This window comes from Nocardia albiluteola (assembly GCF_018860155.1).
Taxonomy (GTDB): domain Bacteria; phylum Actinomycetota; class Actinomycetes; order Mycobacteriales; family Mycobacteriaceae; genus Nocardia; species Nocardia albiluteola.
In genome coordinates this window covers 298,097-310,204 of the sequence record NZ_JAHKNI010000006.1, presented here as the reverse complement: position 1 = coordinate 310,204, position 12,108 = coordinate 298,097, and the positions used below count along the sequence as shown (strand labels likewise).

Here is a 12,108-nt window from a genome sequence, read left to right as displayed (position 1 = left end):
CTACTCAACCCCGATCTGCACCAGATCCACAGGCTGGCCGCCGGCATAGGCGACGACCTCGACCCCGGGAAATATCGCTGTAATGTGTTCGGTCAGCTCGTCGCCGAGCCCCTCGGGCGCCCGCGCGCCCAGCAGCAGGGTGACCAGTTCCCCGCCCAGACCGAGCATCCGATCGAGCAGGGTGGCCGCCGCCGCGTGCGGATCCGGATCGATGACGACCACGTCGTTGCCGACCAGCCCCAGACCGTCTCCGCGATTGCAGGTGCCCACGATGGTCAGCGCCCGCTCCGGCGCGATACGCAGTGCGCCCCATCGCGTTCCGGCGGCCGCCTCGGACATGGCGAAGGCGTCGTCGACGGCGATCCGGGCGGCGTCGTGCACCGCCAGCGCCGAAAGTCCCTGCACCATCGACCCGCTCGGCAGCATCAGCACCTCGCGCGGGCGCACCCCGGCGGTGCCGCGGCGCGCGGCGACACCCACGGCGACCAGTTCGTGCGCGGCCAGGGCGCCGTTGGGCAGCACCAGCACCTCGCGCTGAGGCATCCGCCGGATCGCCGACAGCAGCGCCTCGGCGGTGACCTCGCCGTCCAGCACGACCGCGCCCGCGTCCTCGAACAGCCGCGCGGCCCCGGCGCCCGCGGCCACCGCGAGGATGCCGCGATCGGGAGCGCCCTGTGCGGCAAACGGATTCACCGCGAGGCCCTCGACGCGGATGTGGCTCAGGCTCCCCGCGGCGAGCCCGGCCTCCACGGCCGCACCGGCATCGGCGCAGTGCACGTGCGCCGACCACATGCCCTCCCCGTCGCCCACGACGACGACCGAGTCGCCCAGCCGCGCAAGGTGATCGCGCAACGTTCCGATGCGTCGTTCGTCCGTGCCGGACAGCAGGTACATGACCTCGTATTGCGGCCGCGAGATTTCGTCCGGAGGGCCCGCAAGGGAGCCACTGTGCCGGTCCGTTACGCCGAGTCCTGATGCGACGACCGGTATTCCGTGTCTTTCCGGGCGCGGTTCGGCACTCTCGGGTGGGGCCACCTCGACGACGCGCGAGGTATCGTCGCCGACCTCTGTGCTCGCTCCGCCGCGGGCTCCCCGGCCCTGGCCCCTCGGCGCCTCGTACACCTGCCGGACCGGCGAATGGCCGATGATCACCGTGACCAGCTCGTCCAACAGCACCAGTAACCCACGCGCTCCCGCGTCCACCACTCCCGCATCCCGCAGCACCCCCAGCTGCGAGGGCGTATCACCCAGCGCCTTGACCGCGCCGTCGGCCGCGGCCAGCGCCACCTCGGCCAGCGTGTGCTCCGAGCAGTCCGCCGCCTGGTCCGCGGCGGCCTCGAGCACGCTGAGCATGGTGCCCTCGACCGGCACGCTCAGCGCCTCTCGCACCAGTACCGCGGCCCGCCGCAGCGCATCGCGAAGGGTCCGCGCGGTCAGGGGTCCGTTCTCGACGGCCTCGGCCAACCCGCGCAGCACCTGCGACAGAATGATCCCGGAGTTACCCCGGGCACCGCCCGTCGCCGCCCGGGCCATGGCCGCGGCCACGACGCTCGGCAATCTCTCCGGGTTCGGCACGGCCCCGGCCGCATCGACCGCGGCACGCATGGTGGCCAGCAGGTTGGTGCCGGTATCGGCATCGGCGACGGGGAAGACGTTCAGCGCATTGATCTCGTCACGGTGACGTTCCAGACCCGCCAGGCACAGCTGCCCCCAGCGCACGAGCGCAGCCCCATCGAGCACCTCCCGGACCCCGGGCACCGTCACCGTCCCTTCCTCTATATATGTGTCACCACGTCGACCTCGGCGAGCAATGCCCAGATCCCCCCTCCAGCCTAATCAACGGCACCGACAGTCCGTCGCGACGGACTGGTTCCCGGCTATGACCCAGCACACCGGGCCGGGCCCGCCGCGACCGCGATTGGACATCGATCGCCGCCGACGGCTACTCTTGCAGGGTTGCCTCGCGCGGCCGTAGATTCGGCTGCGCTCGCCAGCGGTCTCGCGGGCAGGCATTGTTGACACGTTTCCGGACAGGCCGTCCCCACGGGGGCAGCGGTCCCCACATGACATGAAGGAGCTCGCGACTATGGCTGCCGTCTGCGACGTCTGCGCCAAGGGCCCCGGCTTCGGTAAGTCGGTTTCGCACTCGCACCGGCGCACCAACCGTCGCTGGAACCCGAACATCCAGACCGTTCGTGCGCAGGTCGCGCCCGGCAACACCCGCCGGATGAACGTCTGCACCTCCTGCCTGAAGGCGGGCAAGGTCGTTCGCGGCTGAGCTGCGCACCCTGTTCAACAGCGCCCCGGCACCCGCAAGGGTGGTCCGGGGCGTTCTCATAGGCGGGATAGGCGGATGACGATTCCTTCGCACCCCTGGCGGATCGCCCCGCTCACCGCCGAACACACCCGAGGCCTCGCCGAATGCCATATCGTGTGCTGGCGCGAGGCATACCGGGGACTGGTCCCCGATCACCTGCTGGCCGCCTTCGATATCGAACGCCGCGCCCAGCAGTGGGAACGCATCCGGGCCCAGGACCCGGAACCGGTCCACATCGCGCTACTCGATGACGACGAGACGGTCATCGGCTTCGCGGGCTCGGGTCCCTCCCGCGACGACCCTCCGGTCGCGGCCCTCGAACTGCGGGCGTTGTACGTGCGCGCCGCCTGGTACGGCACCGGCCTGGCCGACGATCTGATGCGGGCGGCGATCCCGGGCATCTCCCGATCGGCGCGGGAGGTTGTCCGGACAGCGGAAAGGCCCGGGCCCGTCCCGTCCACCCATTCACTGTGGGTGTTCGAGGAGAATCCCCGGGCCCAGGCCTTCTATCGTGCCTACGGCTTCGAACTCGACGGCACCCGCAGAGCGGAACGTTTCTCCCCCACCGTCGAGGTTCGCATGATCCGCCGGGCCGAGTGACCGGCCGAATCTATCTCGCCCCGCCGATGCACTGTACGTTGGCGCTGATGCTCTGTATCGCGCACAGCCCGAAGGCGTTCACCTGCGACGACATCGATGCCGAACCCGTCTGCGGGTCGTAGAGCTCGAAGACCGGGCCACCCTGCTGGGTATTCGCCGCCGGGGCTTTTACCAGCGGAATGGACTTGGCCTGGGCCGCCGCCGGCGCACCCAGGACGGCGGCTCCGGCGGCAACGGCCACGATGGCACCGCGCACGGACTTGATCTGCATACAACTGCTCCTATTTCCTGTTTCCTGGCAACGGGTATAGGCCCCGACGCCACCCACTGCACATTCGCTCGAACTCCCGCACCGGTCAGGGCAGTCGCCAATCGACCGGGGCGGCCCCCAATGTACCGAGCAATTCGTTGGTACGGGAGAACGGCTTCGATCCGAAGAATCCCCGGGAGGCCGACAGCGGTGAGGGATGGGCGGATTCGATGTACGGCACGCTGCCCAGCATCGGCTTGAGGGTGGACGCGTCGCGGCCCCACAGGATCGCCACGAGCGGCTGGTCCCGGGCCACCAGTGCGCGAATCGCCTGCTCGGTCACCGCCTCCCAGCCCTTGCCCCGATGCGAGCCGGCCTCCCGGGGTTGCACGGTCAGCACTCGGTTCAGCATCAGCACCCCCTGGTCCGACCACGGCGACAGGTCGCCGCAGGACGGCGTGGGGTATCCCAGATCCTTGGAGTACTCGGAGAAGATGTTCGCCAGGCTGCGGGGCACCGGCGAAACATCCGGAGCCACCGAGAAACTCAGGCCCACAGCGTGTCCCGGCGTCGGATAGGGGTCCTGACCGACGATCAGCACCCGCACCTTGTCCAGCGGCCGCTGGAACGCGCGCAGCACGTTCTCCCCCTTCGGCAGATACCCGCGCCCGGCCTCGTTCTCCGCGCGCAGGAACTCGCCCATGGCGGTGATGCTGTCGGCAACCGGCGTCAGCGCCTCGGCCCAGCCCGTATCGATGATCTCCGGCAATGTTTTTGCGCCCATGCCGGAAGAACTTAGCGTGGCCGATCTCACCGCGACAGCTGGCCCTGAGTTCGCCGGTGGCGCTAGAAGGATTCCCAGCCGACCGGTCCGGACCGCTCGACCCCGTCGACCGTGACACCCGCGCCGTCGGCCACCCTGCCCACCTGTCGCCAACCGGCCGGAAGATGCTGTCCCGCGCGGAATGTCGCGACGAACGCATGGTCCTCGCCCCCAGTCAGGATCCACACCAGCGGATCGGCCCCGAGCGCGGCGGCGACCGGCTCGAGGGCCGCGTCGCGGACCGCGGTCGAGTCGAGATCGACGGCGACAGCGGAGGATTCGGTGATATGCCCGATATCCGCGAGCAGTCCGTCGGAGACGTCGGTCATGGCCGTGATCGGCGCACTCGACGGCAGGTCGAGTACCGCGCGATAGGGCGGGCTCGGAATCCGGTGTGCGGCAACCACGTCCGGGTACGACCCCGGATCGAGCCCGGCCGACAGCACGCCCAGCCCGGCCGCCGACCAGCCCAGGCGACCGGCGACCGCGACGACGTCACCCGGCGTCGCACCGGACAGCAGCACCGGCGCGCGCAGCGGATTGCCGAAGGCGGTCACCGAGATGATCAACAGCGGGGCGCGCACCACATCACCGCCGGCGATGGACGCACCCGCGCGGTCCGCCTCGGCCCACATGCCCTCGACGAAGTCGTCCACGAAGGCGACCGGGGTGTCGGCCGGGCAGCCGAAGGACACCACGAACGCACTGGGGGCCGCGCCCATCACCACCACATCGGCGGCGTTCTGCGCGATCGCCTTGGCACCGATGTCACGGGGGCTCGACCAGTCCAGCCGGAAATGCCGATCCTGCACCAGCATGTCGGTGCTGACCACGAATTGCCCGGCCGGTGCGGCCACGACCGCGGCGTCGTCGCCGGGACCGAGCAGCACCCCGGGAACCTGGGTGCGACCGGCGTTCATCCGCGCGATCAGCCCGAACTCGCCCAGCTCACGCACGGTGCCGGTGCTGCGCTCAGTGATGGCCGTCTCCTTTCGTCAACCGCGCCGGGGATCGCGGACGTCCGCGAGGCTACCCTCGAACCCGAAACCGATGATCACCAGCCACGATCCGGGCACCGAGACGAATGGAGACGATTCGCGGATGAGCAGCGAGACGGACCGGCCGGGCACGGCCGAGATCACCGACGACGTCGCGAAGGCCGATCCCGCCGCCGCGGCCGCGTCGTCCGACCGCTACAGCGCCGAGGACGAGGGCCCGAAACGCTCCCCCGCGCTCATCGCCACGGCCGTTGCCCTCCCGGTCGCGCTGATTGTCGCCGTCCTGATCATCGCCGTGTTCCAGGGCAGCCACGTCTCCCGCGATCCGCTGGCCCTGGGCTCGGTCCCGCAGCCCGCCTCCTCCGGCCCGGAATGCACCGCCCTGCTCCCGGCCCTGCCCGCCAAGCTCGGCGACTACACGCGGTCCGAACTGGCCAAGCCCGCCCCGCCCGCGACCGTGGCGTGGCAGCTGCCCGACGGTGGCGACCCGATCGTGCTGCGCTGCGGCCTGGACCGCCCGGCGGAATTCACCAAGGCGGCCGCCCTGCAGGTCGTCAACGGCGTCAACTGGTTCGAGGTGCGCGACCCGGCCAGCGGCAACACCTCGGGCACCTGGTACGTCGTCGACCGCGGCACCTACATCGCGGTCACGATGCCCGACAAGGCCGGACCGACACCGCTGCAGGATCTTTCGAACACCGTCACCAAGGTGCTGCCCGCGAAACCGCTCGACCCGGGCCCGATCCCGAACTGAATCCGGCTGGTGGATCGCGGCCCGGGAATTCAGCGCAGCCCGGTGCCGCGGGCCAGTGCCGTCTCCACGAGGGTGCCGACCAGCGCGGCGTTGTCGATGCCGGTGGCCTCCCACATGCGCGGGTACATCGAGATGGCCGTCATGCCGGGCATGGTGTTGATCTCGTTGATCACCGGGCCGTCCGCGGTCACGAAGAAGTCGACGCGCGAGAGCCCCTGGCAGTCCAGGGCGCGGAAAGCACGCACGGCCATGTCCCGAACCTGTTGCGTGAGGTCGTCGTCCAGCTTTGCCGGAATGTCGAACTCGCATACGTCGTCGAGGTATTTGGTGTCGAAGTCGTAGAAGTCCGGGGCCGCGGTCGCGGACTCGTCCGGCATCCGGATCTCGGCCAGAACACTGGCCTGTACCCGGCCGTCGGGAAATTCCAGTACGCCGCATTCGATCTCGCGCCCGGCGATGGCCGCCTCCACGATGACTTTCGGATCGTGCTCTCGCGCAACGGCGATGGCCTCCTCCAGCCGATCCCAGGCATCCACCTTGGTGATGCCGATGGACGAGCCGCCGCGCGCGGGCTTGACGAAGACCGGAAGGCCCAGGCGGGCGCGTTCCTGCTCGCTCAGGGTCGCCGTGCCGGGCCGCAGGACGACGTGGTCGCCGATCGGAATCCCCTCGGCGGCAAGCAGCTTCTTCATGAACTCCTTGTCCATGCCGGTGGCGCTGGCCAGCACGCCCGGCCCGACGTAGGGCAGCGAGGCCATCTCCAGCAGGCCCTGCACCGTGCCGTCCTCGCCGAACGCCCCGTGCAGCACCGGGAACACCACCTCGACCGCGCCCGGGCCCTCACCGCCGCCGAGCGGGAGCAGGCTACCCCCGCGCGTGGGGTCCGCGGCGAGCACCAGTTCGGTGCCGGAGCCGTCCACCGACGGCAGCGCGCGGTCCGCGATGGCCAGGGCACGCGCATCGGATCCGCTCAGCACCCAGGTCCCGTCGCGGGTGATGCCGATCGGCACGGCCTCGTACCGTTCGGGGTCGAGGTTGCGCAGCACGAAGCCGGCGGACACACACGACACCGCATGCTCGTTGCTGCGGCCGCCGAAAACCACCGCGACCCGAATCCGGTTACTCATGTCCGGAACCGTACCCGCAGAACGCCGAGATAATCATTCGGGCTTGATGCTGCGGCCCAGCAGCCACCCGACCGCGTCGGCCACCGACAACCCCTCGTGACAGACCTGGTGCACCGAGGTCGTCAGCGGCATCTCCACCCCGTGGCGTTCGGCCAGGGCCCGGATCGAAGTGCAGGACTTCACGCCCTCGGCGACCTGACCGTGGGTGGCCTGCTGCGCGGCCTCCATAGATCCGCCCGCGCCCAGCACGTGCCCGAAGGACCGGTTGCGCGACAGCGGTGAGGTGCAGGTGGCGACCAGATCGCCGACCCCCGCCAGGCCCGCCAGCGTCACCGGATTGGCCCCGAGCGCGACGCCCAGGCGGATGATCTCGGCCAGCCCGCGGGTGATGAGGCTGGCGATCGAATTGTCGCCCAGGCCCATTCCCGAGGCGATCCCACAGGCCAGCGCGATGACGTTCTTGCAGGCGCCGCCGATCTCGCAACCGATCACATCGGTGTTGGTGTACGGCCGGAAATAGCCCGTGGCGCAGGCGCGCTGGACGAGTTCGGCGCGCGCGGTGTCGCTGCAGGCCACCACCGAGGCGGCGGGCTGCTCGTCGACGATCTCACCCGCGAGATTCGGCCCGGACAGCACCGCGATCCGGCCCGCGTCCGCCCCGGTGACCTCGGCGATGACCTCGCTCATCCGCATCAGCGTGCCGGTCTCGATGCCCTTGGCCACGCTGAGCAGCGTGGCGTCGGGGCTGATCGCCGCGCGCCAGTTCGCGAGATTCTCGCGCAGCGACTGGGCCGGGACGGCCAGCACGACGATCTCCGCGCCGTCGAGCGCGGCCGCGTAGTCGTCGGTCGCCCGCACCCCGTCCAGGCGCGCATGGCTCAGATAGACCGGGTTGTGGTGCTCGGTGGCCAGCACCTTGGCCACCTCCGGCCGCCGGGCCCACATCGTCACCTCGGTGCCCGCGTCGTTCAACACCTTCGCTAATGCGGTGCCCCACGATCCCGCACCCATCACTGCCGCACTGGTCACGAATCCGATAGTGCCATCAGTTCCCCCGGCCGCGCTGCGATACCCGACGGTTCGCCGCTCGCGCCGTCGCGTAAGGCATGACATCCACCACTGCGCCGGACGTGCGACGATGGGCGCATGCGTCCGGATGCTGTCCACGCCGTGATCGCGGTGAAGAACCTCGAGCGTGCCAAGAGCCGACTCGCCGACGAGCTGCCGCCCGCCGACCGGTCCCGGCTCGTGCTGGCGATGCTGTCCGACACGGTGAATGCCGCGCTTGCCGCGGGCATCGGCTCGGTCACCGTCGTTACGCCAGATCCCCTGGTGGCCGCCGCGGTGCGCGCGCTGGGGTGCGTCGCGCATCCGGATCCCGCCGCGGGCACCGACCTGCTCAACTCGGCCCTCGCCGCCGCGGCCGCGGCCGTGCGCGGGCGCCACGGCGCGGTCGATCTGCTTGCGCTGCAGGCGGATCTGCCTGCCCTGCGGCCGGCCGAGCTCGCCGACGCGCTGGACACCGCGCCGGCGACGGGCCGGGCGCTGGTGGCCGACCACACCGGCCGGGGTACCGCGGCCCTGCTGGTGCGCGACGGCACCGCACCGCTGGCCCCGCTGTTCGGCCCGGATTCCGCCCGCCGCCATGCCGACTCGGGCGCAAAGGATCTCGTCGGCGATTGGCCGGGTCTGCGGCTGGATGTCGACACCGCCGCGGACCTGAACGCCGCGCTGAGCCTCGGCGTGGGTCCGGCCACCACCGCACTACTGCAGGACATCGGGTGGCCCCGCCGCGTTCACGAACAACTCACACGGAGGTGCGACACGGGTCATATGTGTACTCAATAATTTGTAAGCCAAGTAATTGCTAACTATTGCGTCGATGGGGGAACCGGCGGCACCCGCTTCAGACATAAGGAATGATTGTGACCGTGCCCATGAGCGATACGGAGACCGTCCAGTCTCAGCGACTACCCGCCGCGCCGCCCGCGGCCGCGCAGCCGGCCACCAGCACCGCACTGCCGCAGTTGCCCGTCGATCGCTATCTCAACCGGGAGTTGAGCTGGCTGGACTTCAACGCCCGCGTGCTCGCCCTGGCCGAGGACCGTTCCGAACCGCTGCTCGAGCGCGTGAAGTTCCTGGCCATCTTCGCCTCGAATCTCGACGAGTTCTACATGGTCCGGGTGGCCGGGCTCAAGCGCCGGGCCGAGGCCGGGCTGTCGGTGCGTTCGGCCGACGGCCTCTCCCCGACCGAGCAGCTGGCCCTGATCGCGGCCGCCACCCAGGAGCTGGCCTCGCGGCACGCCCGGGTGTTCCTGGACGAACTGCAGCCCGCGCTGGTCGAGCAGGGCATCGCCATCATCGGCTGGGCGAATCTGGACGACGATGAGCGCCAGCGTCTTTCGGGATATTTCCAGGACCAGGTCTTCCCGGTGCTGACCCCGCTGGCCGTGGACCCCGCGCACCCGTTTCCCTACATCAGCGGCCTGAGCCTGAATCTCGCTGTGACGGTGAAGGATTCCGAGACCGGCGGCGAGCACTTCGCGCGCGTGAAGGTGCCGGACAATGTGGACCGGTTCGTACGCGTGCGCCGCAGCGCCGCGACGCAGGGCGCCCGCAACTCCTCGATCCGGGAGGCCGACGCCGCCGCCGGATCCAGCCTGGCCGCATTCCTGCCGATGGAGGAGTTGATCGCGGCGCACCTGGATCAGCTGTTCCCGGGTATGGATGTGGTGGAACATCATTCGTTCCGCATCACCCGCAACGCCGACTTCGAGGTGGACGAGGACCGCGACGAGGACCTGCTGCAGGCCCTGGAGCGGGAACTCGCCCGGCGACGGTTCGGATCTCCTGTGCGCCTGGAGGTTTCCGACGACATGACCGAGCACATGCTCGATCTGCTGCTGCGCGAGCTCGATGTCGACCCCGGCGATGTCATCCAGGTGCCCGGTCTGCTGGATCTGTCCTGCCTGTGGCAGGTCTACGGGGTGGACCGGCCCGCGATCAAGGACGCGCCGTGGGTGCCGACCACCCCGCCCGCATTCGGTGAGAGGGAAACGCCCCGAAACGTTTTCGCCGCCCTGCGCGAGGGGGACGTGCTCGTCCACCACCCGTACGACTCGTTCTCCACCAGCGTGCAGCGATTCATCGAGCAGGCCGCCGCCGATCCGCAGGTGCTGGCGATCAAGCAGACGCTGTACCGCACCTCCGGCGACTCCCCCATCGTCAACGCGCTCATCGACGCCGCCGAGGCCGGCAAGCAGGTCGTGGCCCTGGTGGAGATCAAGGCCCGCTTCGACGAGCAGGCCAACATCAAATGGGCGCGCGCCCTGGAACAGGCGGGCGTGCACGTGGTCTACGGCCTGATCGGGCTCAAGACGCACTGCAAGACCTGTCTGGTGGTCCGGCGCGAGGGCGCCACCATCCGCCGCTACTGCCATATCGGCACCGGCAACTACAACCCGAAGACCGCGCGCCTCTACGAGGACGTCGGATTACTCACCGCGGCACCGGAAATCGGCGCCGACCTCACTGACCTGTTCAACTCGCTGACCGGATACTCCCGCAAGGCCACCTACCGGAACCTGCTGGTGGCGCCCAGCAGCGTGCGCTCGGGCATCATCGAGCGGATCCAGCGCGAGACCGAGCTCGCCCAGGAGGGCCACGACGCCCGAATCCGGATGAAGGCCAACGCGATCGTCGACGAGCAGGTGATCGACGCGCTGTACCGGGCGTCGCAGGCCGGGGTGCCGGTGCAGATCGTCGTGCGCGGCATCTGCGGGCTGCGCCCGGGCGTGCCGGGCATGAGCGACAACATCGAGGTGCGCTCGATCCTCGGCCGCTTCCTCGAGCATTCCCGCGTCATGCATTTCCAGGCCCAGGACGAGTACTGGATCGGCAGCGCGGACATGATGCACCGCAACCTGGACCGGCGCGTGGAGGTCATGGCGCAGGTGAAGGATCCCCGGCTGTGTGACCAGCTGGCCGTGGTCTTCGATTCGGCCCTGTATCCGGCCACCCGCTGCTGGGTGCTGCGGCCCGACGGGACCTGGCAGGCGCATCCGACCGAGGCCGAGGTCATCCAGCAGGGCGAACAGGTGCGCGACCACCAGGAGTACATGATGCGCCTACGGCGGCCGGACCAGCAGTGAGCGGAGCGCAGCGGAGCGAACCATCGGGCCGGCGTGCATCACGCACGTCGGAGCCGAGCGCCAGCGAGGCGGAGACGTGAGCGGTTCGGCAACACCGGATCCCGGGGACGTATCCATATCCGATCCCCGGGTGACCGCGAATATTCTCGGCGCCGGTGCTGTCGTGTGGCGGCGCCGGCGCGGCGGTGCGGTCGAGGTGGCGGTGGTGCACCGCCCCAAATACGACGACTGGTCGCTGCCCAAGGGCAAACTGGACCCCGGCGAGACCCCGATGGTCGCGGCGGTGCGCGAGGTGGCCGAGGAGACGGGGCTGAACACCCGCCTGGGCCGCTATCTGGGCAGCGTCACCTACCCGGTGCCCGGGCATCGCAAGCTCAAGCGGGTGGATTACTGGGTCGCCACGATCAACGACGGCGAATTCACCAGCAATTCGGAAGTGGACGAATTGCATTGGTACAACTTGGACGGGGTAATGGGCGCGCTGTCCTATCCGATGGATCGCTCCATCATCCGCCAGTTCCTGCGTCACCCCCCGGATACGGAAACCCTCCTACTCGTCAGGCACGCCAAGGCGGGACGCCGGGACCGCCTGTCCAGTCCGGACGACGACGAGCGCCCGCTCGACAAGACCGGCAGGGCACAGGCAATGGCCTTGGTCCCCAGCCTGATGGCCTTCGGCCCTACCGAGGTTTCCGCGGCGCCGGTGCAGCGCTGCGTGCAGACCGTCGAACCGCTGGCCGAGGCGCTCGACGTGAGCATCGCCGCCGAACCCCTCTTGACCGAAACCGCTTATGCCGCAGGGCCGGACGCCGCCCTGAAGCGGGTTCGGCAGCTGGTGTCGCCGGGTGCGGTGCCGGTGATCTGCAGTCAGGGCAAGGTGATTCCGCCACTGCTGGCCGAGTGGGCCGAAATCGATGGCGTCACACTGCCTCCCGCACGCAATCGCAAGGGCACCGTGTGGGTGCTGTCGGTGGCCCACGGCCGCCTGGTGGCCGCGGACCATCTCGACAGGTCGCTGCGCGAACGCTGAATCCGCTCTGGGAGACCAAGTTCCGGGCGGCCGTCCAGGAAAGATCAGGCCCGACACA

12 protein-coding genes are annotated in these 12,108 nt (G+C 69.7%); 6 read left to right on the top strand and 6 right to left on the bottom strand.

Translation table 11 applies throughout. The features are described 5' to 3' along the window. Entirely contained in the window at positions 1-1,764 is a 1,764-nt protein-coding gene (locus KO481_RS19925) for a DAK2 domain-containing protein (RefSeq protein ID WP_372452082.1), read from the bottom strand. 322 nt (positions 1,765-2,086) lie between these two features. Between KO481_RS19925 and rpmB the strand changes: the two genes are divergently transcribed. Both rpmB and KO481_RS19915 read left to right on the top strand, forming a co-directional pair. Further along, positions 2,087-2,278: a 50S ribosomal protein L28 gene (gene rpmB / locus KO481_RS19920; protein WP_011210730.1), complete on the top strand. Its 192-nt coding sequence runs from the start codon at positions 2,087-2,089 to the stop codon at positions 2,276-2,278. A 75-nt stretch (positions 2,279-2,353) separates the two neighbouring features. After that, the gene (locus tag KO481_RS19915) at positions 2,354-2,917 is read left to right on the top strand and encodes a GNAT family N-acetyltransferase (RefSeq protein WP_215918684.1); all 564 of its coding nucleotides are present in this window, start codon (positions 2,354-2,356) and stop codon (positions 2,915-2,917) included. A 10-nt stretch (positions 2,918-2,927) separates the two neighbouring features. Here KO481_RS19915 and KO481_RS19910 read toward each other — a convergent pair whose 3' ends face one another. From KO481_RS19910 to KO481_RS19900, 3 genes are all read right to left on the bottom strand, one after another. Continuing rightward, the gene (locus tag KO481_RS19910; protein WP_215918683.1) at positions 2,928-3,188 is read right to left on the bottom strand and encodes a hypothetical protein; all 261 of its coding nucleotides are present in this window, start codon (positions 3,186-3,188) and stop codon (positions 2,928-2,930) included. A gap of 85 nt (positions 3,189-3,273) precedes the next feature. Beyond that, complete coding sequence (locus KO481_RS19905) at positions 3,274-3,951, bottom strand: uracil-DNA glycosylase (RefSeq protein WP_215918682.1); 678 nt, start codon at positions 3,949-3,951, stop codon at positions 3,274-3,276. Between the two features lie 62 nt (positions 3,952-4,013). Further along, positions 4,014-4,970 (bottom strand): thiamine-phosphate kinase, encoded by a 957-nt coding sequence (locus KO481_RS19900; RefSeq protein WP_215918919.1) that lies wholly within the window; start codon positions 4,968-4,970, stop codon positions 4,014-4,016. A 121-nt stretch (positions 4,971-5,091) separates the two neighbouring features. Here KO481_RS19900 and KO481_RS19895 point away from each other — a divergent pair, with 121 nt between their 5' ends. Beyond that, positions 5,092-5,742 (top strand): DUF3515 domain-containing protein, encoded by a 651-nt coding sequence (locus KO481_RS19895; RefSeq protein WP_215918681.1) that lies wholly within the window; start codon positions 5,092-5,094, stop codon positions 5,740-5,742. Positions 5,743-5,771: 29 nt separating this feature from the next. Here the strand turns inward: KO481_RS19895 and KO481_RS19890 are convergent, their stop codons facing one another. Together KO481_RS19890 and KO481_RS19885 are read right to left on the bottom strand one after the other, a co-directional pair. Further along, positions 5,772-6,869 (bottom strand): D-alanine--D-alanine ligase family protein, encoded by a 1,098-nt coding sequence (locus tag KO481_RS19890; RefSeq protein WP_215918680.1) that lies wholly within the window; start codon positions 6,867-6,869, stop codon positions 5,772-5,774. 33 nt (positions 6,870-6,902) lie between these two features. Next, positions 6,903-7,898: an NAD(P)H-dependent glycerol-3-phosphate dehydrogenase gene (locus KO481_RS19885; protein ID WP_215918679.1), complete on the bottom strand. Its 996-nt coding sequence runs from the start codon at positions 7,896-7,898 to the stop codon at positions 6,903-6,905. A gap of 117 nt (positions 7,899-8,015) precedes the next feature. Between KO481_RS19885 and cofC the strand changes: the two genes are divergently transcribed. From cofC to KO481_RS19870, 3 genes are all read left to right on the top strand, one after another. Next, on the top strand, positions 8,016-8,717 hold the full coding sequence (cofC, locus tag KO481_RS19880; protein WP_215918678.1) for a 2-phospho-L-lactate guanylyltransferase: 702 nt from the start codon (positions 8,016-8,018) through the stop codon (positions 8,715-8,717). Between the two features lie 89 nt (positions 8,718-8,806). After that, entirely contained in the window at positions 8,807-11,020 is a 2,214-nt protein-coding gene (locus tag KO481_RS19875; protein WP_215918918.1) for an RNA degradosome polyphosphate kinase, read from the top strand. Between the two features lie 130 nt (positions 11,021-11,150). Beyond that, the gene (locus tag KO481_RS19870) at positions 11,151-12,050 is read left to right on the top strand and encodes an NUDIX hydrolase (protein WP_215918677.1); all 900 of its coding nucleotides are present in this window, start codon (positions 11,151-11,153) and stop codon (positions 12,048-12,050) included. Positions 12,051-12,108 lie beyond the last annotated feature (58 nt).

Coding starts and splice junctions, on each gene's coding strand:
- rpmB (WP_011210730.1), top strand. CDS start 2,087: ATGGCTGCCGTCTGCGACGTCTGCGCCAAGGGCCCCGGCTTCGGTAAG.
- KO481_RS19915 (WP_215918684.1), top strand. CDS start 2,354: ATGACGATTCCTTCGCACCCCTGGCGGATCGCCCCGCTCACCGCCGAA.
- KO481_RS19910 (WP_215918683.1), bottom strand. CDS start 3,188: ATGCAGATCAAGTCCGTGCGCGGTGCCATCGTGGCCGTTGCCGCCGGA.
- KO481_RS19905 (WP_215918682.1), bottom strand. CDS start 3,951: ATGGGCGCAAAAACATTGCCGGAGATCATCGATACGGGCTGGGCCGAG.
- KO481_RS19895 (WP_215918681.1), top strand. CDS start 5,092: ATGAGCAGCGAGACGGACCGGCCGGGCACGGCCGAGATCACCGACGAC.
- KO481_RS19890 (WP_215918680.1), bottom strand. CDS start 6,869: ATGAGTAACCGGATTCGGGTCGCGGTGGTTTTCGGCGGCCGCAGCAAC.
- cofC (WP_215918678.1), top strand. CDS start 8,016: ATGCGTCCGGATGCTGTCCACGCCGTGATCGCGGTGAAGAACCTCGAG.
- KO481_RS19875 (WP_215918918.1), top strand. CDS start 8,807: ATGAGCGATACGGAGACCGTCCAGTCTCAGCGACTACCCGCCGCGCCG.